General features: G+C 66.3%; 13 protein-coding genes. 5 read left to right on the forward strand and 8 right to left on the reverse strand.

The annotated features are described in order from the left end of the window. Positions 1-82 precede the first annotated feature (82 nt). From J2X52_RS02775 to J2X52_RS02795, 5 genes are all read right to left on the reverse strand, one after another. Entirely contained in the window at positions 83-967 is an 885-nt protein-coding gene (locus J2X52_RS02775) for a hypothetical protein (RefSeq protein ID WP_310148311.1), read from the reverse strand. 126 nt (positions 968-1093) lie between these two features. After that, positions 1094-3727, reverse strand: a complete 2634-nt coding sequence (locus J2X52_RS02780; protein WP_310148313.1) for a PAS-domain containing protein — start codon at positions 3725-3727, stop codon at positions 1094-1096. Positions 3728-3761: 34 nt separating this feature from the next. After that, positions 3762-4925, reverse strand: a complete 1164-nt coding sequence (locus J2X52_RS02785) for a porin (protein WP_310148317.1) — start codon at positions 4923-4925, stop codon at positions 3762-3764. Positions 4926-4957: 32 nt separating this feature from the next. Further along, positions 4958-7096 (reverse strand): methyl-accepting chemotaxis protein, encoded by a 2139-nt coding sequence (locus J2X52_RS02790; RefSeq protein WP_310148320.1) that lies wholly within the window; start codon positions 7094-7096, stop codon positions 4958-4960. 221 nt (positions 7097-7317) lie between these two features. Further along, the gene (locus J2X52_RS02795) at positions 7318-8490 is read right to left on the reverse strand and encodes a porin (RefSeq protein WP_310148322.1); all 1173 of its coding nucleotides are present in this window, start codon (positions 8488-8490) and stop codon (positions 7318-7320) included. 235 nt (positions 8491-8725) lie between these two features. On the opposite strand from J2X52_RS02795, the gene J2X52_RS02800 reads away from it, so the two are divergent. Continuing rightward, entirely contained in the window at positions 8726-10081 is a 1356-nt protein-coding gene (locus J2X52_RS02800) for a dicarboxylate/amino acid:cation symporter (protein WP_310148326.1), read from the forward strand. A gap of 100 nt (positions 10082-10181) precedes the next feature. Continuing rightward, positions 10182-12473, forward strand: a complete 2292-nt coding sequence (locus J2X52_RS02805; protein ID WP_310148329.1) for an NADP-dependent malic enzyme — start codon at positions 10182-10184, stop codon at positions 12471-12473. Between the two features lie 365 nt (positions 12474-12838). On the opposite strand, the gene J2X52_RS02810 is transcribed toward J2X52_RS02805, so the two are convergent. Genes J2X52_RS02810 through J2X52_RS02820 form a run of 3 tightly spaced genes read right to left on the reverse strand, consistent with a single transcriptional unit; the run spans position 12839 to position 15470 of the window. Then, entirely contained in the window at positions 12839-13210 is a 372-nt protein-coding gene (locus J2X52_RS02810) for a response regulator (RefSeq protein ID WP_310148332.1), read from the reverse strand. Further along, positions 13210-13650: a response regulator gene (locus tag J2X52_RS02815; protein ID WP_310148335.1), complete on the reverse strand. Its 441-nt coding sequence runs from the start codon at positions 13648-13650 to the stop codon at positions 13210-13212. Before J2X52_RS02815 ends, J2X52_RS02810 begins: the two co-directional genes overlap by 1 nt. Then, positions 13647-15470, reverse strand: coding sequence for an ATP-binding protein (locus tag J2X52_RS02820; RefSeq protein WP_310148337.1), 1824 nt, complete (start codon positions 15468-15470; stop codon positions 13647-13649). The genes J2X52_RS02815 and J2X52_RS02820 overlap by 4 nt, the downstream gene beginning before the upstream one ends. A gap of 201 nt (positions 15471-15671) precedes the next feature. On the opposite strand from J2X52_RS02820, the gene aceE reads away from it, so the two are divergent. The 3 genes from aceE to J2X52_RS02835 are packed head-to-tail and all read left to right on the forward strand — an operon-like array spanning position 15672 to position 22965. Next, a complete protein-coding gene (gene aceE, locus J2X52_RS02825; RefSeq protein ID WP_310148340.1) occupies positions 15672-18362 on the forward strand; it encodes a pyruvate dehydrogenase (acetyl-transferring), homodimeric type in 2691 nt (896 codons plus the stop codon). A 45-nt stretch (positions 18363-18407) separates the two neighbouring features. Then, on the forward strand, positions 18408-19499 hold the full coding sequence (locus J2X52_RS02830; RefSeq protein WP_310148342.1) for a hypothetical protein: 1092 nt from the start codon (positions 18408-18410) through the stop codon (positions 19497-19499). Then, positions 19492-22965 (forward strand): DUF4062 domain-containing protein, encoded by a 3474-nt coding sequence (locus tag J2X52_RS02835; RefSeq protein WP_310148344.1) that lies wholly within the window; start codon positions 19492-19494, stop codon positions 22963-22965. The genes J2X52_RS02830 and J2X52_RS02835 overlap by 8 nt, the downstream gene beginning before the upstream one ends. Positions 22966-23105: the final 140 nt, after the last annotated feature.

Here is a 23105-nt window from a genome sequence, read left to right on the forward strand (position 1 = left end):
CCGGAGACCGTCCGGCGTGCGTCAACGGCGCGCGCACGACGCTGCCGATGCGGTCACGGCCGTCCGGCGTGCAGCCCGCGCGTCAGCTGCTGAAGTTGAAGACAGGCGCCCGCAGCGCCTGCCAGAGTCCGTCCCGGGCGAGGGGGAAACCCGCTGCATGGGCCTGCGCGAACCAGGCCTCGATCTGCGCCCGCTCGATGCCGGTCACGGCGTCCTCCATCGCCAGAAGTCCGCAGAAATACAGGCCGATGGCGCTGCCCGCATCGCCGGCGCGCTGGAACTGGGCCAGTGCGGCCTGCGGGTCGCGCGGCATGCCGATGCCGAAGTTCAGCAGAAGGCCGAGGTCGATCCAGGCCTCGACGTCCCCGTGCGCGGCCTGATCGCGAATCGACGCGACGATGGCGTCGAGCCGCGCCTGCGACGCGGCGGTCGGCGGTGATCGGGGGTCGGGCAGGCCACCCAGTTGGGTCGGACGCAGGGCGCCGCGGTCGAACAGGCTCTGCGTGGTCATCGCAAAGCGCATGCGCCAGCGCGCCTCCTGCGCGGCATCGCCGCGGCGGCGGGCGTCCGCCTGCAGGTCGCGCATGGCCGCTGTCGAGCCATGCCGCGCCGCGAGCAGCAGCCACGGGTGGCCCTGTTCCGGCCGTGGCCGCCGCAGCGTGCCGCCGGTGTCGCGCTCGCCGTACGGCGCCAGGCTGCCGGTCGACAGCGCCCGGCCCAGCCGCGCCTGCGCGCCCATGACCGCGTCGTCGACCGGACGCTGCGCGGCGGCTTGCCGGTACAGGCGCAGGGCTTTTTTCCAGTCCTGTTGCCGGGCGTGCACCTGGCCGGCCTCCAGCAGAACCTGCGCGTCGGCATCGGCCCGGGCCGGCGCCGTGACGGCGCAGCTGGTCAATCCGAGCAGGCAGGCGCACAGCGCCGCGGCGGCAAGGCGAGGAAGGTCGCGTGAGGGCATGTGCAGGGGCATGGCGTGGGTGGGGCTCCGAACGGCGGTGTCGTGGTGGGTGCGGGCGGCGAGGATCAGGCCACAGCGCCTCGACGGCAAGCGCGTGCACGGATCGGCCGGGGCGCCGGGCGCGTGCAGGGCCGGCGCTCAACCGCGGCGCAGCAGACGCTGGCTCAGCAACGCGCGCAGCGCCGGTGGACGCACCGGCAGCGGCAGCACGCTCCAGTCGCCGGCCTCGGCCAGCGCGCGCAACTCGGCGTCCTCGCGCTCGGTCAGCAGGATCACCAGCGGCGTGGTCGCCCAGCGCGCCTGCAGGTGGTGCCACAGCGCGGCGACGTCCGCGGCATCGCGCCGCATGCAGAGCAGCAGCACGTCCGGTGCGGTCGCGGTGTCGGCGGTCGTGGCGGCGTCCGCGGGTGCCCCGGCGAACGCGACCGTGCACTGCCACTGCGCCAGCCGGCCGCGCATCGCCTCGCAGGCCCCGGCATCGGGATCGACGTACCAGACCCGGCAGCCGTGCAGGGGCGAATCGTCGCCGGGGTCACGGGCCGGCGCCGGCGCCTGATGCGCGCCGGGCGGCGCCAGCGGCACCGTCACCGCGAACACGCTGCCGACGCCGGGCCGGGAGCGCAGGCTGATGCGATGGCCGAGCAGGCGCGCGGTGCGGTCGACGATCGCCAGGCCCAGGCCTGCGCCGCGTTCGCTGTCGATGCCGTCGTCGAGCCTGCGGAACTCCTCGAAGATCTCCCGTTGCCGGTTCGGCGGAATCCCCGGGCCGGTGTCGTGGACCTCGATGCGCAACGCATCGCCGACGCGGCGCACGCCCAGCACGATGCGGCCACGCGCGGTGTAGCGCACCGCGTTCGACAGGAAGTTCTGCACCAGCCGGCGCAGCAGCGTGGCATCGCTGCGCACCCAGGCACGCGTGGGCACGTGGTCGAAGCGCAGGCCACGTGCCTGCGCCAGCACGCCGGTCTCGCGCGCCAGTCCGGCGAGCAACGGGCCCAGCGCGACTGCGCGCACATCGGTGCGCAGCGTGCCCGTCTCCAGCCGGGAGATGTCGAGCAGGCTGGCGAGGATGCCGTCCTGCGCCGCCAGCGCGCCCTCGATGTGATCGGCAATGCGCTGCGTCTCCTCGTCACGCAGGCGCGCGCGCAGGCCGGCGGCGAACATGCGCGCGGCGTTGAGCGGCTGCAGCAGGTCGTGCACCGCGGCGGCGGCGAACCGCCCCTTGTAGCGGTTCGCGGCTTCGGCCTCCGCGCGCGCCTGTTCGAGGTCGGCGGTGCGTTCGGCGATACGCCGTTCCAGCGCGTCGGCCAGCGTGCGCAATTCGCGCGCGGTGGTCTTGTAGGTGGTGATGTCGGCGTAGCTGGTCACGAAGCCACCGTCAGGCAGCGGGTTGCCGCGGATTTCCAGCACCGTGCCGTCGGTCTTCTCGCTCTCGCGCATGTGCGGCTTGCCGCTGCGCAGGTGTTCGAGCCGGCGTTCGATCGCGTCTTCCACCGGTCCCGGGCCGAGCAGGCCGCGGCGCGCGTTGTAGCGGAACACCTCTTCGATGGGTGTGCCCACACGCACCAGGTCCGGCGGGAAGCGGAACAGTTCGATGTAGCGCGCATTCCACGCGACGATGCGCAGATCCGCATCGATGATCACCACGCCCTGCGGCAGATGCGCCAGTCGCCGGCTCAGACCGGTATCGGCCTCCTGCGCCGCGTCGATCAGTCCGTCGCGCGCGCTGCGCAGTTCCTCGGCGTGGTGGCGCACCAGGGTTTCGAGTTCGTCGCGGCTGCGCCGGCGCAGTGCGCCCAGGCGCACGCGTTGCTGCAGAAACAGCGCGAGAAATACCAGCGCCGCCCACGACGCACCGGCGATCGTCGCCCATTCGCGGCTCGCGGATGCGATCGGCGCCGCGTCGTGCAGCAGATGCAGGGTCCAGTCGGTATCGGCCACCGGCGCGCGCTGCCACAGCCAGGTGCCCGGCATCGCCGGCATGTCGACCCGCACCACCGCGCCGTGCGGGCCGGCGTTGCGCAGCACCTGGCCGGCATAGGCGCGCAGTTGCTCGCCCTCGTACTGGCGCGTGGCGGCCAGCTCGCGACGTGCGTCGGCGTCCAGCGGCGCGAGCACGCGATAGCGCCACGCCGGCCTGCTGGCGAGGAACACCACGTCGTGCGCATCGCTGGCCAGGACCAGATCGCCGTCGTCGGGCCAGGTGCGTTCGATCGCCGCCAGTTCGATCTTGATCACGATGACGCCGACCGCGCGGCCGGCGTCATCGCGCAGGGCTTCGGACAGGAAATAACCGGGCACCGACGTGGTCACACCGATGCCGTAGAAACGCCCGCGCCCGTCGCGCAGCGCCTGCTGCACGTAGGGACGGAACGCGTAGTCCTCACCGACATTGCTGCCGGCATCGCGCCAGTTGCTTGCCGCGATCGCGACGCCGCGCGCATCGATCAGGGTCAGTGTCGACGCCCGCGTGGTGCGGTTGGCTTCTTCCATCCGGTGGTTGAGGCGCGCCTGGGTGGCGGCGTCGACCGGTGCGGCCACGGCGGCGCGCAGGTCGGGATCCAGCGCCAGCACCTGCGGCAGGGCCCGGTAGCGTTCGATGCGCTGGTTGAGCGCCTGCGCCTGCAGGTCGAGTTGTTGCGCGGCCTGCGCCGACTGCGCGTCGAGCGCACGCCGCCCGCCTTCGCAATAGCCCAGCGCCGCAACGAGCACGAGCCCGCCGCAGGCGATCAGCAGGGTCAGCAGCCAGCGGCGGCGCGGGGTGGAACGCATCGCGCCGAGTGTAGGCGCGATGCGTCCGGGTGGATCAGAACTGGACCTGCGCCCGCAGTTCGACCGCGTCCGGGCGCGTGGTCGCGCCGTTGCGGGTCGCGTTCACGCGGACGTAGTTGGCCTGCAGCTTGAAGTGCGAGGTCAGGTACCAGTTGGCGCCGAAGGTCCAGTCGTGCTGGCGGCCGCCGCGCACCGGGCCGTCGTCGAGATCGAGCGTGCTGTAGCGCGCCGCCACTTCCACCGCACCGTAGCCGTTCGCCGGTTTCGGGTTGGCGACGTTGCCGGCCGAGTACGGTCGGCTTTCGCCCGTCAGCAGCCAGCTGGCGGCGAGATAACCGCCGTCGGCGCTGTAGTCGGGGCGGCCGCCCTCGCGGGCGATGTCGGCGCGCAGCAGTTCGCCCTGCAACGACACCGGGCCCTGGATCCAGATGCCTTCCAGACCCGTGCGGCGGATGTGGTCGACCGGTGCCAGGCTGCCGGAATCGATCAGACGCACGGGCGTGAGTCCGGCGCCGGGACGCGCACGCAGGCGCGCGGTCGGCGCGAAGTCGACGCCGCGGCCATCGGTCCAGCCCTGCGGGTGTTCCTGCGACAGCGCCAGGCCCAGGTGCAGCACGTCGCCTGCAGCCTTGCGCGGCGTCCACACGCCACGCGCGGCCCAGGTCTGGCCGGGGTTGTCACCCTGCAGGTCCTGGCCACCGTAGCCGCCCACCTGGACCAGACCGCGCGGTCGCTCCAGCGTCCATTCCGCACCGGTACGGCGGCCCTGGTAGATCGCCTGGATCGGCGCGGCCAGTTCCATGAACGTGCCGGCGCGCGAGCTGGTCACGCCTTCCAGACCGACCGGCACCTTGATGTAGCCCACGCGCAGCTTGCCGACATCGGTGCCGAGAAAATGCTTGCTGTCCAAGCGCACGAAGACGTCCAGCCAGGCCTTGGACTCGAAGTCGAAATAGACCATCGCGTCCCAGATGCCGGCCTTCTTCACCGTGGCGCCGAATTCGCGGCGGCGCATGCCCTCGTCGTCGACCAGACGTGGATCGCCGCTGAAATCCACGGTGTCCCAGGCGAAGTTGCCGGTGAGTGCCAGCTCGGTGCCGTCGGACAGCGTGGTCTTGGTGGGCCACTGTTCGATGTCGTAGGCCAGGGCGGGCGACGCCGCGGCGAAGAGTGCGAAACAACCGGTGATCAGACGCATGGGGCTGGAATCCTGGGTGGAGCGGCGCGCGGTCATGCCGGCACGGCGAAGGCTTGGGCCGCCGTGGCGGGCGCCAGGCGGAAAGTGGCGACGGCGCGGGTGAGCTGCTGGGCCTGGTCGGCGAGGCTGCGCGCCGCGGCGGTGGCTTCCTCCACCAGGGCAGCGTTCTGCTGCGTGGTCTCGTCGAGCTGGATCACCGTCTGGTTCACCTGGTCGATGCCCGAGGACTGCTCCTGCGAGGCTGCGCTGATCTCGGCCATGATTTCCGTCACCCGGCCCACCGACGTCAGGACCTGCGACATCGTCGAACCCGCCACGGCGACCTGGCTGGAGCCTTCGCGCACGCGGGTGACCGATTCTCCGATCAGCTGCTTGATCTCGCGCGCGGCGTCGGCCGAGCGCTGGGCCAGCGTACGTACTTCGCTGGCCACGACCGCAAAGCCGCGGCCCTGCTCACCGGCGCGTGCAGCTTCGACCGCCGCATTGAGCGCAAGGATGTTGGTCTGGAACGCGATGCCGTCGATGACGCCGATGATCGCGCCGATACGCGCCGACGAGGCATCGATCGAGGCCATCGTCGCGACGACCTCCTCGACCGCGCGGCCGCCCTGGCCGGCGACGTCGGCCGCGCTGCGTGCCAGCTCGTTGGCCTGGCGCGCATGGTCGGCGTTCTGGCGCACGGTGGAGGTCAGCTCTTCCATCGACGCCGCGGTTTCCTCGAGGTTCGCGGCCTGGCTTTCGGTGCGGCGCGACAGGTCGTCGTTGCCGGCCGCGATCTCGCCGGCGGCGCCGTCGATGGAGACCGCCGACTGCTGAATGCCGCGCACCACGTCGGCCAACTGCGCCGCGGTGCGGTTGGCATCGTCGGCCAGACGGCCGAACGCGCCCTGGTAGCGCGCATCGACGCGCTGCGACAGATCGCCGTCGGCGATCGCGGCCATGATCCTGCCGACGTCGGTGAGGCCGGCATCGGCCTGCTGCATCAGGCGGTTCAGCGCCTCCACCATCTCGGCGAACGCGAAGCTGTAGCGGGACTCGTCACCGCGCGCGCTGAAGTCGCCGCGCGCGGCGGCTTCGGCCAGCGTGGCGATCTCGCTGTTGACCGCGCCCATGTTGCGCTTGACGGTGTCCAGCGCCTCGTGCAGCCGCGCACGCTGGCCGGGCAGGCGGCGCATGTCGCGGCTCAGGTCGCCCTGGCCGTATTCGTCCATGACCGCCATCGCATCGTTGATGGCGTCGAGGTGCTCGAACACCACCGTGTTGACGCCGCGGGCCAGCGCACCGTAATCGCCGGGGAAATCCTCCGGAATGCGATGGGCGATGTCCTCACCCTGCTGCAGGCGGATCATCGTGTTCATCTCACCGTTGAAGCGCTGCAGCTGATCCTGCATCTGGCGCATGCTCGCCATCAGCTGGCCGGTCTCGTCGCGCGAGGTGATGGCGATCGGGTTGTCGAAGCGGCCTGACGCAATGGCTTCGGCAGCGTGCGTCGCGGCGCGCAGCGGCGTCACGATGGCGCGGCCGATCAGCCACGACAGGCCGATTGCCGCCAGGATCACCAGGCCGCCGATCAGCGCCATCAGGCGGGTGAACGCCATCGCCTGGTGCTGGATATCGTCGGCGTAAACGCCCATGACCACGATCCAGCCCCACTCGTCGAAGGCCTGTGCATAGCTGATCTTCTCGAACTGGCCTTCGTTGCCGGGCTTCGGCGCGCTGTAATACGAGAAGCCATCGCCCCGTGTCACGGTTTCGAGGATGTCGCGGTAGACGTACTCGCCCGAGTTGCTCTGGTAATCGCTCATGTCGGTCCCGGTCTCGCGACTGGGATGCATGAGGATGCGCATCTGCGGATCGACGATGAAGTAGTAGTCGGTGCCTTCGTTGGTGCGGATCGCACCCAGCGCACCCATGGCCAGTGCCTGCGCCTGTTCGGAGGTGATCTCGCCGCTGCGGGCCTGGCTGGCGTAGTGCTCGGCCACGCTCAGCGCGGTGTCGATCTGGATCTGCACGCTCTGTTTGCGCGCATCCACCAGCTCCAGGTACTGCAGCCGGGCGGCAGAGACCGCGAGCGCCAGGATGCCCAGTGCGATCACCGCACACAGCAGGATGAACTTGCGGGCGACCGGGAGGTCGGCGAGACGACGCTGGAGCGGAGCGAACAGGGACATGGCAGCTGGACCAGGATGACGAATCCCAGATATCGGCCGCCCTGTCGCGCGCTGAAGCACATGGACGCGATGCGCCGCGGGTATTCAGCGACACCCCGCGTAGACAGCGGCATTCGGTTTTGAAGCCTGACTGCGCCTGGCGGTCGCCGGATCGGCAGCCGGTCTGCACCGCGACCGGCTGCCGTACTGCATGCGCCCGCATTCACGGGCGCATGGGTCGATCAGAAATGCACCTGCGCGCGCACTTCCACCGCGTCCGGGCGGGTGGTCACGCCGTTGCGGGTGGCGTTGAGGCGCACGTAGTTGGCCTGCAGCTTCACGAAGGGCGTCAGGTACCAGTTCGCACCGAAGGTCCAGTCGTGTTGGCGACCGCCGCCCACCGGGCCGTCGTCGAGATCGAGCGTGCTGTAGCGCGCGGCGAGCTCGACCGCGCCGTAGGCGTTCGCCGGCTTCGGATTGGCGACATTGCCTGCCGAGTACGGACGGCTTTCACCGGTCAGCAGCCAGCTCGCGGACAGATAGCCGCCATCGGCGCGGTAATCGCCCAGGCCGTCGTCGCGGGCGATGTCGGCGCGCAGCAGTTCGGACTGCAGCGAGACCGGCCCCTGGATCCAGATGCCCTCCAGGCCCGTGCGGCGGATGTGGCCGACCGGCGCGAGGCTGCCCGAGTCGATCAGGCGCACATCGGTCAGGCCTGCACCCGGACGCGCCCGCAGGCGCGCGGTCGGATCGAACGCCGCGCCGCGGCCGTCGGTCCAGCCCTGCGGGTTCTCGCGCGAGGCGGCGATACCCAGATGCAGCACGTCGCCGGCCGCCTTGCGCGGCGTCCACGCGGCGCGCGCGGCATAGGTCTGGCCGGGGTTGTCGCCCTGCAGGTCCTGGCCGCCGTACCCGCCGAGCTGGAACAGCGCCTGGTCCTGCTCCAGCGTCCATTCCACGCCGGTGCGCCGGCCCTGGTAGATCGCCTGGATCGGCGCCGCCAGTTCCATGAACGTGCCCGCACGCGAACTGGTCACGCCTTCCAGGCCGACCGGCACCTTCATGTAGCCCACGCGCATCTTGCCGAGGTCGCGGTCGAAGAAGTGCTTGCTGTCGAAACGCACGAAGACGTCGAGCCAGGCCTTGGATTCGAAGTCGAAATAGACCATCGCGTCCCACACGCCGGCCTTCTTGACCGTCGCGCCGAACTCGCGGCGACGCATGCCGTTGTCGCTGCCGAGGCGGGCATCACCGCTGAAATCGCTGTGATCCCAGGCGAAGTTGCCGGTCAGCGCGACTTCGGTTTCGTCGGAGAACGTGAATTTCGGCGGCCAGGCCTGCGCGCCTTCGGCGGCGAGGGCGGGGGCGGCGGCACAGGCGCACAGCGCCAGGATCGGAGGAAGGACGGAGCGCATGGGTTCCTTGGGGCAGCGGCAGCGGGGGCGACCGGCTGCGGTGTGAGGGGCGGTCGCTGGACACGCACGCGACAGCGCGAATTCTAGGGCGTTGGCGTCTCGTGATCGTTCGGGTAACCCGAAATGAGTAACAACGCGGGCTAACACCAATGCGCTATCGGCAGCGCCCCCGTCGCGGCGTACAACGCATCGCCTGCATCCGCATTCGCTGGATGCGCACACCCGGTACGCACCCATGCACGCCATTCCGTCCAATGTTCCGGCCGCCCCGCGGCTGCCGTGGTATCGCCAGCTCTATGCGCAGGTGCTGATCGCCATCGCACTCGGCGCGCTGCTGGGTCATTTCGAACCGGCGTTCGCCGAACAGCTCAAGCCGCTCGGCGATGCCTTCATCAAGCTGGTGAAGATGATCATCGCGCCGGTGATCTTTTTGACCATCGTCACCGGCATCGCCGGCATGACCCAGCTGCGCACGGTGGGCCGCGTGTTCGCCAAGTCGATGGCCTATTTCCTGTTCTTCTCCACGCTGGCGCTGGTGATCGGCATGCTGGTCGCGCACATCGTGCAGCCGGGCGTGGGCATGAACATCGATCCTGCCTCGCTCGATACCGCCGCGGTCGAAGGCTACGTGCAGAAGTCGCACGAGATGACGTTGACCGGCTTCCTGCTCGACATCATCCCCGGCACGCTGCTCGGCGCCTTCGTCGACGGCAACATCCTGCAGGTGCTCTTCATCGCCGTGCTGTTCGGCATCGCGCTGGCGCTGGTGGGCGAGAAGGGCAAGCCCATCCTCTCGTTCCTCGAAACGCTGACCGTGCCGGTGTTCAAGCTGGTGCACATCCTGATGAAGGCCGCGCCGATCGGCGCATTCGGGGCGATCGCCTTCACCATCGGCAAGTACGGCCTGTCGTCGCTGGCGAACCTGGCCTGGCTGGTCGGCACGTTCTACGTCAGCGCCGCGCTATTCGTGCTCGTGATCCTGGGCGCGGTGTCGCGCGCCTGCGGCTTTTCGATCTTCAAGCTGATCCGCTATCTCAAGGCCGAGCTGTTGCTGGTGCTGGGCACGTCGTCGTCGGAATCCGCGCTGCCGTCGCTGATGGAGAAGATGGAAAAGGCCGGCTGCCAGAAGTCGGTCGTCGGCCTGGTCGTGCCGACGGGGTATTCGTTCAATCTCGACGGCACCAATCTCTACATGACGCTGGCCGCGCTGTTCATCGCCCAGGCCACGAACACCGAACTCACGCTGTGGCAGCAGATCACCCTGCTGCTGGTCGCGATGCTCAGCTCCAAGGGCGCGGCCGGCGTCACCGGTGCCGGCTTCATCACGCTCGCCGCCACGCTGTCGGTCGTGCCGACGGTGCCGGTCGCGGGCATGGCGCTGATCCTCGGCATCGACCGTTTCATGAGCGAATGCCGCTCGATCACCAACTTCATCGGCAATGCCGTGGCGACTGTCGTGGTCGCCCGCTGGGAAGGGGCCCTTGATCGCGATGCGCTCGCCGCCGCACTCGACGGCAAGCCTGCGCCGGTGCTGGCCGCGCCCGACCCGGCCGCCGGCCCTGGCGACCGCGGCGTGCTCGCGCTCGACTGAGCCAGTCCCGGCACCCACCATCCGCCCGCGTCCGGCCCCGGCGCGGGCGCAGGGTTAGAATCCTGTCCCGCGCCATTTTTCCAGAGCAGACTCCCCGACGATGTCCAACGACGAATTCCGCCAGGCCGCCCTCGACTATCACCGCATGTCGCCGCCGGGCAAGATCACCGTCAGCGCGACCAAGCCGATGCTGACCCAGCGCGATCTCGCCCTGGCGTATTCGCCGGGCGTGGCCTACGCCTGCGAGGAGATCGTCCGCGACCCCAACATGGCCAGCGAGCTCACCGCGCGCGGCAATCTGGTGGCGGTGATCTCCAACGGCACCGCGGTGCTGGGCCTGGGCGACATCGGCGCGCTGGCCGGCAAGCCGGTCATGGAAGGCAAGGGTGTGCTGTTCAAGAAGTTCGCCGGTATCGACGTGTTCGACATCGAGGTCGACGAGCGCGATCCCGACAAGCTCGTCGAGATCATCGCCAGCCTCGAGCCGACCTTCGGCGGCATCAATCTCGAAGACATCAAGGCGCCGGAGTGCTTCATCGTCGAGCGCAAGCTGCGCGAGCGGCTGAAGATCCCGGTGTTCCACGACGACCAGCACGGCACCGCGATCATCGTCGGCGCGGCGATCGTCAACGCGCTCGAGATCGCCGGCAAGCGCATCGAGGACGTCAAGTTCGCCACCACCGGCGCGGGCGCCGCGGGCATCGCATGTCTGGACATGCTGGTCGCGCTGGGCCTCAAGCCGGAGAACATCCTCGCCTTCGACCGCGACGGCGTGATCCACACCGGCCGCGACAATCTCGACCCGGACAAGGCGCGCTACGCACGTGACACGCCCGCGCGCACGCTGGCCGAGATCGTCGCCGGCGCGGACGTGTTTCTGGGCCTGTCGGCCGGCGGCATCCTCAAGCCGGAAATGGTCGCCACCATGGCGCCGAACCCGGTGATCCTGGCGCTGGCCAATCCCTACCCGGAAATCATGCCGGAGGAAGCCCGGCGCGTGCGTCCGGACGCGATCATCGCCACCGGCCGCTCCGACTTCCCCAACCAGGTCAACAACGCCGTCTGCTTCCCCTACATCTTCCGCGGCGCGCTCGATGTCGGCGCGACCGGCATCAACGAGGCGATGAAGCTGGCCTGCGTGAAGGCCATCGCCCAACTGGCCAAGGAAGAAGCGAGCGATCTGGGCAGCGCCTACGGCGAAGAGATTCCGAGCTTCGGCCGCGAATACATCATTCCGCGCCCGTTCGACCCGCGCCTGCTGACCATCGTCGCCCCGGCCGTCGCCCAGGCCGCGATGGACTCCGGCGTCGCGCTGCGTCCGATGGAGGACATGCGCGCCTACCGCGAGAAGCTCGGCCAGTTCATCCACCGCACGGGCCTGGCGATGAAGCCCGCCTACGATCGCGCACGCGCCGACCGCCAGCGCATCGTCTACGCCGAGGGCGAAGAGGAAGTGGTGCTGCGCGCCGTGCAGACGGTGGTCGACGAAGGGCTCGCGTTCCCGATCCTGATCGGCCGGCCCGACGTCATCGACATGCGCATCAAGCGCCTGGGCCTGCGCCTGGTCGCCGGTCGCGATTTCGAACTGACCAACATCAACGACGATCCCCGCTTCAACGAATACTGGCAGCACTACCACGCGCTGACGGCGCGGCGCGGCGTGACCCCGGACTCGGCGAAGAACCTGCTGCGTTCGCGGCCCACGCTGATCGCCGCGATCATGGTCGACCGCGGCGAAGCCGACGCGATGATCACCGGCATCGTCGGCCGCTTCCACAAGAAGCTGGGCTACGTGCGCAGCGTGCTGGGTCTCGATCCGGGCCTGCAGAGCACCTCGGCGATGACCGGCGTGGTCAATGACCAGGGCCTGTGGTTCTTCGTCGACACCCACGTGCAGCCCGACCCGACCGCCGAGCAGATCGCCGAGAGCACCATCCAGGGCGCCTACCGCCTGAAGCTGTTCGGAATCGAGCCGAAGATCGCGCTGCTGTCGCATTCCAACTTCGGCAGCCACGACGACCCGAGCGCCCGCAAGATGCGCGAGGTGCGCGAGATCCTGGTGCGTCGCGCGCCCAAGCTGGAGTTCGACGGCGAGATGATGGGCGACACCGCATGGGACGAATCCCTGCGCCGCCGCATGCTGCCCGACACCACGCTCAGCGGCCGCGCCAACCTGTTCGTGTTCCCGAACATCGACGCCGCCAACATCACCTACAACATGATCCGCGTGATGACCGGCGGCGCCGCACTCGGCCCGATCCTGATGGGCGTCAACAAGCCCGCGCACATCCTCACCCCGTCGGCCACCCCGCGCCGCGTGATCAACATGACCGCGATCGCGGCGGTGGATGCGCAGATCCGCAAGGCGCAGGAGGCGGAAGCGGACGCGTAAGTCATCGGCGACGCGTCATTGCTTCGGCGATGACGCGTAGATTTGCAAGTGCATCGCGCGCTGGATTCGACACGTTCCACTTCGATTGAAGCGCTGCCGCTTCGGCCGCCCTCACCCCAACCCCTCTCCCGGAGGGAGAGGGGCTAAAGGCAGCACGCTCGCATGATCGAGCCCCTCTCCCTCCGGGAGAGGGGTTGGGGTGAGGGCAAACGCCCGCCGCCATCCCACCCGCGGCACACACCGCAGTCGCGCGTCACAGAGTCCTTAGGATGGGTAGAGCGAAGCGAAACCATCAGCGCCGCGAACAGCCAGCAACGCCCCCCACTTCAAACGCCCAACACGGCGCAGCAACCCCGCCGCACCGCTTACACCGCCACCAGCCCCCGCACCACGCCCGGCAGCAGTTCCAGCGCGTCCTTGAACACCAGGCCGTCGCCCACCGGCAATTCCTCCCCAGGCGCGCCGATGTCCGAACCCGTCAGAAACACCACCGGCACGCCGGGCAGCGTCGCGCGCGACAGCTGCATGGCCTGCGCGCCGGAGTAGCCGGGCAGGTTCACATCCGACAACACCATCTGCGGTTTGAAATCACGCAGCAGATCGGTCAACCCCGCCTCGCCGTAGGCGCGGCGGCAGTCGACCTCGATACCCGCATCGCGCAGTGCCAGCTCGGTGAGCTCGGCGTCATCGCGGGAGTCGTCGACGATCAACACCCGCAGCGGTGCGGCGTCCGCCATCACTCTTCGTCGGGCGTTTCGTTGAGCACGGCCCAGAACTTGCCGAGCGTGCGCACCGCTTCGAAGAACTGGTCCACGTCCACCGGCTTGACCACATAGGCGTTCACGCCCAGGTCCCAGCTGCGCGCCAGATCGCTTTCCTCGCGCGACGACGACAGGATCACCACCGGCATGCGCTTGAGCGTTTCATGCTCGCGCAACTGCTTGAGCACTTCCAGGCCGTCCATGCGCGGCATCTTGATGTCGAGCAGCAGCACCGCCGGGTCACCGGGGGCGCGGTCTGCGTACTTGCCACGCTGCAGCAGGTAGTCCAGCGTTTCGACGCCGTCTTCCACATGCACGATGGGATTGGCGAGGTGGGCTTCGCGCAGCGCATCGATGGCCATCTCGGCGTCGTGCGGGCTGTCCTCGGCGAGGAGGATCGTGCGGATTTCGCTCATGTCAGGGAATGTCCTGGTGAAGAAGACGGACCTGCATCGACGACCGACGCAGGCAGGGTGAAGTGGAATGTCGCGCCCTTGCCGGGCTCGGCTTCGGCCCAGATGCGGCCGCCGTGGCGGCCCAGCACGCGGCGCACGCTGGCCAGGCCCACGCCGGTGCCCGGGAATTCAGTAGCCGAGTGCAGGCGCTGGAACACGCCGAACAGCTTGCCCGCGTATTGCATGTCGAAGCCGGCGCCGTTGTCGCGCACGCTGAACTGATAGCCGCCATCGTCGCCGCGGCGGCAGTCGACCTCGATCTGCGCCGGCTCGCTGCCGGTGCTGTACTTGACCGCGTTGCCCAGCAGGTTGAGCCACACCTGGCGCAGCATGTTCTCGTCGCCGACGACGATCGGCAGCGGCGTGACCTTCCATTCGATGCGGTGGCCGGGGTGTTCGGCGGCCGAGTTCGAATCCAGCATCGCGCGGGTGTCGGCCACCATCGACTGCAGGTCCACGCTCTGCAGGCGCAGTGCGCTGCGGCCCAGACGCGAATACACCAGCAGGTCGTCGATCAGCGCCGACATGCGCCGCGCCGAGCCGCCGATCACGCCGAGGTAATGCGTGGTCTTCTCGTCGACCTCGGTGCCCAGGTGTCGGCCCAGCTTGTCGGCGAAACCGGCGATGTGGCGCAGCGGCGCGCGCAGATCGTGGGAGACCGAATAACTGAAGGCCTCCAGCTCGCGGTTGACGTCCGAGACCTGTTCCACCTTGCCTTCGAGCTGCTGGTTGAGCTCGCGGATCTGGCGCTCGCTGATGGTCTGCGCGGTCACGTCGGATGCGGTCACCAGCACCACGGGATCGTCGCGGTCGGGCAGCGGCATGCGTCGGGCGTTGACCAGCATGGTGCGCTCGATGCCGTCCGTCGTGCTCTGGTTGATCCGGTGGTCCCACAGCTCGCGGTTGCGGGCCAGCACGTCGTGCAGGCGGCGCAGCGTCTCGGCGTGATCCCAGGCGCCTTCGCCCACCGCCGCCAGCCGCTCGCCGCGGATCTCCACGTCGTCCGCGGCATAGAGTTCCGCGAACGCGGCGTTGTACATCACCACGCGCTGGTCGCGGTCGATCAGCACGATCGGCTCACGCACACTGTCGAGCACCAGCGCCGAGCGGTTGCTGGCGCGCGCCGCGAGTCCTTCGGCCTGCCGGCGCCCGCTCTGCTCGCGCAGCGCGAAGTAGCTCGCGCCCAGCAGCAGGGCCAACTGCACCAGCATCGAGGTCCAGCGGGCGATGTCGGCATTGCGGTTGGCGCGCTCGGCGCTCTCCACGCGAGCGTCGAGCAGCTGCTGTTCTTCCTCGACGATGTCGGTGATCAGCCGCTGGATGGGGTTGAGCACCACCATGTTGTCGATCTGGTCGTCAGTGGCCGCCTCGGCCGCGCGGGTCACCGCGTCGATCCGCGCCAGCCGCTGTTCCAGATTGCTGCGCAGCGCGCCCAGACGGGCCTGCTGCTCGGGGTTGTCGCGGGTCAGCGCCAGCACCGCTTCCAGATTGGGCAGGATGCGCGCATTGGCTTCGTCGATGCGCTGGCGCAGCACGGGGCTGTCGATGCCGCGGGCGCGGGTCATCGCGGCCGCTTCCAGGCTGCGCGCATCGGCCGCCACCGTCTGCATCAGCGATTCCACCTCGCGGGTGTGCATCACCTTCTCGGTGGCCGAGTGCGCCTCGCCGATGGCCGAGCGCATGATCAGGAACGGCCCCACCACGATTGCCACGATCGCCACGCCCAGAACGGGCAGGCGCCAGCGGCTCAATAAAGAGGGTGGGGAGGCGGTGTGCGGCATCGGGGCGGGGGTCTCGCGCGGGCGGAGCGGTCGCGCATGATGCCGCATCCACCCCTGAACCCGGGATCATCGCCGAGGGCCGCACGCGTGGCAACGCGGACCGTCCGCTGGCGTCCGGTGTCAATCGCGGCCCCCTGCTAGAATTCAGGGTCCGAACGACCCCCATGAGACGCGGGCATGCGCGCCGCGCTGGAGCACAGAATGAACTGGCTGAACGACGTCCTGCAGAACGACCCCGATCCGACCGAGACCCGCGAGTGGGTCGAGTCGCTCAAAGCGGTCATCGACGTCGGCGGCCCGGAGCGTGCCCACCAGTTGCTGGAGAACATGGTCGAGCTGACGCGCCGCGCCGGTGCGCATCTGCCGTTCGCGCCCACCACCGAATACGTCAACACCATCCCGGCCCACCTTGAGCCGAAGATGCCCGGCAATGCCGAGCTGGAATGGCGTATCCGCTCGATCATCCGCTGGAACGCGATGGCCATGGTGGTGCGCGCCAACCGCAAGCCGGGCGACCTCGGCGGCCACATCGCCAGCTTCGCCTCCAGCGCCACGCTGTACGACGTGGGCTTCAACCACTTCTTCCGCGCGCCGTCGGCCGATCACCCGGGCGACGTCATCGCCACGCAGGGCCACAGCTCGCCGGGCATCTACGCGCGCTCGTTCCTCGAAGGCCGCTTCACTGCCGACCAGCTCGACCACTTCCGCATGGAAGTCGACGGCCAGGGCATCTCGTCCTATCCGCACCCCTGGCTGATGCCCGATTACTGGCAGGTGCCCACGGTCTCGATGGGCCTCGGGCCCATCGCCGCCATCTACCAGGCGCGCTACTGGAAGTACCTCGAAGCCCGCGGCCTGATGCCCAAGTCCGACCGCAAGGTGTGGTGCTTCATGGGCGATGGCGAGACCGACGAGCCGGAAAGCCTCGGCGCGATCTCGGTGGCCGGCCGCGAAGGCCTGGACAACCTGGTCTTCGTCATCAACTGCAACCTGCAGCGCCTCGACGGCCCGGTGCGCGGCAACGGCAAGATCATCCAGGAACTCGAAGGCGGCTTCCGCGGCGCCGGCTGGAACGTCGTCAAGACCATCTGGGGCAGCTACTGGGATCCGCTGCTGGCCAAGGACAAGGACGGCATGCTCAAGAAGCTGATGATGGAGACCGTCGACGGCGAGTACCAGAACTGCAAGGCGTTCGGCGGCGCGTACACGCGCGAGAACTTCTTCGGCAAGTACCCGGAAACCGCGAACCTCGTCGCCAACCTCAGCGACGACGACATCTGGCGCCTCAACCGCGGCGGCCACGATCCGCACAAGGTCTTCGCCGCCTACCAGAACGCGATGGACACCAAGGGCCAGCCCACGGTCATCCTCGCCAAGACGGTCAAGGGCTACGGCCTGGGCAGCGCGGGTGAAGCGCTCAACCCCACCCACAACACCAAGAAGCTCGACGACGAAGCCGTGCGCACCTTCCGCGACCGCTTCAAGATTCCGGTCTCCGATGCCGCGCTCAAGGACGGCGACATTCCGTTCTATCACCCGGGCAAGGATTCCGAGGAAGTGCAGTACATGCTCGAGCGCCGCCAGGCGCTGGGCGGCTTCCTGCCGCAGCGTCGCCGCAAGAGCACCGAATCGCTGAAAGCTCCAGAGCTCAAGGTGTTCGACCGCCTGATGCAGGACACCGGCGAGCGTTCCATCAGCACCACCATGGCGTTCGTGCAGTCGCTGTCCATCATCCTGCGCGACAAGCAGGTGGGCCCGCGCGTGGTGCCGATCGTCGCCGACGAGGCGCGCACCTTCGGCATGGAAGGCCTGTTCCGCCAGCTGGGCATCTACGCCCCGCAGGGCCAGAAGTACAAGCCGGTCGACCGTGACCAGCTCTCGTACTACCGCGAAGACGCGGCCGGCCAGGTGCTGGAAGAAGGCATCACCGAAGCCGGCGCGTTCTCCAGCTGGATGGCCGCGGCCACCAGCTATAGCACCAACGACGTGCCGATGCTGCCGTTCTACATCTACTACTCGATGTTCGGCTTCCAGCGCATCGGCGATTCGGCCTGGCAGGCCGCCGACATGCGCGCCCGTGGCTTCCTGCTCGGCGCCACCGCCGGCCGCACCACGCTCAACGGTGAAGGCCTGCAGCACGAAGACGGTCACAGCCATCTGCTGGCCGGCGCCATCCCGAACTGTCGCGCGTATGACCCGACATTCGCCGGCGAAGTGGCCGTGATCCTGCACTACGGCATGCAGCGCATGCTCGACCAGCAGGAAGACGAGTTCTTCTATCTCACCCTGATGAACGAGAACTACAGCCACCCGGCGCTGCCCGAAGGCGCGGCCGAAGGCGTCATCAAGGGCATGTATCTGCTGAAAGACGCCGGCAAGCCCAAGAAGGGCGAGCTGCGCGTGCAGCTGCTGGGCTCGGGCACCATCCTGCGCGAGGCCATCGCCGCCGCCGAGCTGCTGGACAAGGACTTCGGCGTCACCGCCGACATCTGGTCCTGCCCCAGCTTCACCGAGCTGCGCCGCGACGGCTGGGATGTCGAGCGCTGGAACCGCTTCAACCCCGAAGCCAAGACCCCGCGCAAGGCCTACGTCACCCAGCTGCTCGAAGGCCGCCAGGGCCCGGTCATCGCCGCGACGGACTACGTGCGCGCGTTCGCCGACCAGATCCGCGCCTTCGTCCCGGCCACGTACACCGTGCTCGGCACCGATGGCTTCGGCCGCTCGGATACCCGCGCCAACCTGCGCCGTCACTTCGAGGTGGACCGCTACTACATCGCCCAGGCCGCCATCGAGGGCCTGATGAAGGACGGCAAGATGACCGGCAAGGATGTGGCCCGGGCGATCAAGCTGTACAAGTTGGATGTGGATAAGCCAAACCCGCTGCTGGTGTGACTCCGAAGGGCGACGTAGTCGCCCTTTTTTTTACGGGACAAGGGTATGCCGAAAGGAAGTCGGAAAAGGCGCAAGGCACGTGGACAGCAAGGCGCACCGAATGTTCCGTCGGGACAGGGTTTCGACCTTGGCGCGTTGCAACGCGTTATGGCAGTCACGGATATGGATTTCAACAAATATCTCGTCGACGCGCAGGTGGCCGGTTGCGCATACGGATGGTCCCATTCCGAACGACTGGGACGTTCGGTGCCTACAGTGACCCTAATCACTGAAAATCCGGAAAATCTCCGGCTTGCGTTCGATAGATTTCAACGATGGGGCGCCGACGAAGACGGGGATGCTGTCGACGTCCATATGCTTCTTCGAGCGAACGGGTCATACGAACTTTGGATGGGGCCGAACGCGGAACGGGCCGCCGCCCGTCTTCTCCCGTATCCCCATTTATGCTCCCCGATCACGACTGGGGCGTACTGGATTAAACGGCTCGACTCGACCAGCTCTTTCTTGCTAGAGCTGAAGGAATATCTTGAGGGCGGCTTGGTGCCAGTGCTCATCGACGCCGCAATAGGCAACGCACAATCTGGCCCATCTGAGATTCGGCCTGCCGGCGTTCACCCTTTTCTCAAGTTCCATTTGGAAATCATTGCCGAGTGGGAAAACCCATCGCACCCGCTTCTTCGGAACTCGTCGCCAGACTCTCGGGTAGAGGACTCCGCAGAATCAGTGGCCAAGCAACGGAGGAGGGTTGTCGACGTCGCTTTTCCCGTCACTAAGCATCGCGTCCTCTATTCCGGTCTCGTGGACGCTGTGAGGAGTCTTACGCGACTAGACCATCTCGGACAGGTTGACGTGATGCAAGCTGCATGCAATTTACAGATTTCGTACGAAATGTGTGCAGGACGGCTTCACTTCCCCAACGATGAGGTCGACGCCCAGTTGTTTTGGAATCACGTCTGGGGGCGAATCGAGCGCGCGGACGGTTCGCTGCTTCCTGCGTACGTCACCGCGGAAGCGCTGGCCCAGCAGGTTGATCTAGACATTCGCGCGTCGCTCAGAGCTGTCGGCATACCCACGAAGGGTGAATCTCTAAGAAAACTCTTCCGCCTCTACGCGCGTAAGGGGTTCGGCCATGACTGATGACTTCACGCTGCGCCAAACTCAAGACAAGCTGCATGTGTTTGTCAGCTCTCGGATCGGAGAGTGCGCAGATGAGCGTACAGCTGTGCGCGCAGCGATTTCTGCTTTGAACCACCAGCCGATACTCTTCGAACATGTCGGAGCGCGCTCCTATCCCGCTAGAGACATGTACCTTTCGCGACTCCGTGAGTCGCAGATCATGGTGGCAATCTACAAGCTAGGCTACGGGTACATCGATGACGCCAACGGCATGTCGATATCTGGGCTAGAAGATGAGTACCGCTTTGCGTCGAAAGAGCAAATTCGGATTCTCGCGTACGTCTATCGTGGCCCCGGCGAGCGCGAACAACGGCTCCAAGAGCTGGTCAATGAAGCGGGAAAGCGGCTGACGCTTTCGTTCTACACGAATCAAGAACAGTTAGTTCAGCGCGTGCGAGACGATGTGACGGCCACGGTTACAGAACTCGTTCTTCTGGCTCGTGCATACGATGCACTTACACCTGACGCACTCAAGGCTCAGCTGACGAAGATCGAGAATCGTAATGGCTCGCTCATTCTGCGAATCCCCGAGTTGACAAAGATGGAGGACGCGTGGCGCGAATCCACTCCGTTCATGCTTCATGGGTTGGCAGGTTCTGGGAAAACGACGCTTGCCTCACAGTTCGCCGTCGCCCATGAGATCCCATTCATTGTTGCGGCCGGTATTTCGCCGAAAGAGCTCTTTGAAGTCGCAGCACGCGCTGTTGCACCTGCTACATCGCGAGGCTTCGACTCGCCTGCGCCAACCTACGAGGCCGCGCGAGCGAGATTTGTGACAGCGTGGGCATTGGTGGGGTGCGCGCAGCTTGCCGTCGACGACATTGGGGACCCGGCTGACCTTCTCGCTGCTGTAGAAGAGGCGGGGGGCTTCTCGGCATCAAAAAAAGCGTTCTTCATCGCGCGCGACGCATGGCCAAAGTTCCATGCGATCGACGTTCCGCCCCTAGACGCGCGTCAAATGCAATATAAAGTTCCCCCCGATGTCGCGCGTGAGTTGGAGACCGGTTCCCATACTCCGCTTGACTTGCAGATGATGTTGACAGCGCACGACCTGGGTACCTCTCGAGATCGCCTTGCAAACGCCCCAGGCATAGCCGGTGAAATTCTCGTGGTGCTTGCCCTCGCCAGTCGGCCGCTTTTAATTGGCGAGCTGAACGAACTCGTATTTGGTCCACGGCATTCGCTTGCAGAGCTAACGGAAGAGCTTCAGAAAATTAATCGCCTGGTCGACGACCAGGCGCGCGGTCTGTCGATAGTTCATAGCACTGTCGCTGACGCTATCGCTGAGCAGTTGCGAGCATCGCCGCAGCGCTTGGCCTACTACATCGCGAAGCTGAGTGACTTCTATTATTCGAACGATGAGCCGATCGACGCCTATATGGTGCGGTCCAAGCTCGGTGATGGTTCCGAGCTCCCGATCGCGCTAGAGGCTGCCATCGAGGCCTCGCGGTTGGGAGATTGGCGTCGAGGAATTCCTCTCGCAGAACAAGCCATCAAATATGCATTAGACCGCGAAGGAAAAGTCGAGATACTCAGGCTAATGCTCGCGCTCGTAGCCCCGCTGGAAGTAAGTGGGCAGCGTGGGAGGGCTGGCGAGCTTTTTGATCAGGCAGCGTCGCTAGCTAGTGAGCTGGGTAATGACGCTCAAAGGTTGGTGCGAGAAGGCGAAGTCCTTCGTGACGCAAGGCGCTTGATCCCATCGGGGATCCAAGAGCTCGAAGCACTGCAGAGTGAGAGGCTTGTGTCTGGCGACTCTTGGGGGGCGGCCCAGCTCGCGGTGGAGTTGTCAGCAAGTTACATCGCTACAAAAAACTATTCGCGCGCTATCGAACTCCTGCGTCCAGCCGTTGATGCATTTCGCGATTGTGGCGACGACTTTGGTGTTGACTGCGGGCTCAGGAATCTTATCGTTTGCTTGAGCGAGACCGACGGTGGCGATGACGAAGCTAGGGAGCTTCTCAGAGACCTCGAGAACGATTTCGATCGAGAAGCGAGTTCGCGCCGACATCGAGCGTGGTATTGCAACATCCTCACGCGTAGGCGCAGAGCCTCGGGCGATATTCCGGGGGCGGAAGAAGCCGCGATGGAAGCGATCAGAATTGCTGAAGAACTCGGAGACGAGGCCCTTCGCGCGCTCAATCTCGTCAACCTCGGTAACGTCTATCGTGACGCAAAGAACTCCAGTCGCGCTTTAGAGACGTACGGCCAAGCCGCTAACGCCGGATTGAACTGTGGACGTCGGGACATTGAGGGTAACGCCCTTAGGCTGACGGCAGGGATCTACAATGACTTTCCCGAGACTGGGGTGGGCGCGGATCGCTTCGAGCGTGCCAAAGCATATGCTCTTTCTGCTGTTGGACTTCTGCGAGATCTGGCATATGGCAGCGCGCTCAGAAGCGCTCAACTGGAACTCGCGGACGCACTCGAAGGACTCGGCGACTGGTCTGGGGCGGCGGATGCATACGTCAGCAGTGCGGAGTCTGCTACTGAGCTTGGCGATGCGTCGGGTGCTGGCCAGTCGCTACTCAGCGCCGGCCGCGTCGCGCTGAAAGAAAGTAGAGAGCGCTATCTGCAAGTAATGTCGGAGGCGCTTCACGCGGGCGTTCTGGGTGACAATATAATTGAAGCGTACTTTTCCGTTGCAACCGCAGTTCTTCAATGCGCACCGCGTACGGCGTTGCTTCCGCTTTTGGAAGTGCACATTGAGTCTCTTCTTGAGTTGATACCTCGAGGGGCGCATTCGGCTTTCGTAGAAAGGATGATCGAACGCGCCGGCGAAATCAGAGACAAATTAACCGACGACGCATTATTATCCTTGAGCATTGGATTGTCCAAGGTGCATCGAGCATCGGGCGCCCATGCGAGGCAGCAGCTCATGAACTTCGCGTCATCCGTCGAAGGTGTGGACGCAAGGTGGCGTCCAGACGGCAGCACATGGACTGTGTCTTTAAAACTCAAAGCGCCAGTCCTGGTGACATTTGAGTCTCTAGATGGGACCGTTGAAGCGGACGTTGCCTGCTTGGCTCTGGCTTGCCTGATAAAGCTTTTTGAAGGGGAAATACGCGAAGGAATTCTTGAGGCGATTTCTGTTGCTAGCGAGGTCGAAGTTTTGGTCTGTCGCTTTGACGCCTTGGAAGCGGGCTTTTCAGATAATATGGCGGACTCGCTTGCTGAAATTAGATCAGCACTCGAAGCACAACCTTGCGCGATATCGCGTCCGACAGAGTTTGATTTCAAAGTCCCAACGAATGTGGTGTTGGGCAGAAATTTCTTTGAGAAAATCGACAAGGATCGGTTCGGGCTTAGATACATGTTTGCCCTCTTCCTCGTCGAGTTGGCCCATCAGATGCTGCAAGGCGAGGTTGATGAGGGGTCGCTTCGCCCGAAAGTACTCGCAATTGTCCAGCGGACCTTACCTCCACAATGAGGATCACGCAGTTCACGCCGCTAGGTTATCCGCTCAATCACGACCACACTTGCTGTTTCGGTGACCTGCAAGGAAGCAGTGCTTATGCGGATTTCGTGGAACGTGGTGTCTCTGCTGCTGTGCCTTGTGACGCTTAGGCG

The sequence above is a fragment of the Luteimonas sp. 3794 genome (genome assembly GCF_031456825.1).
Lineage (GTDB): Bacteria > Pseudomonadota > Gammaproteobacteria > Xanthomonadales > Xanthomonadaceae > Luteimonas.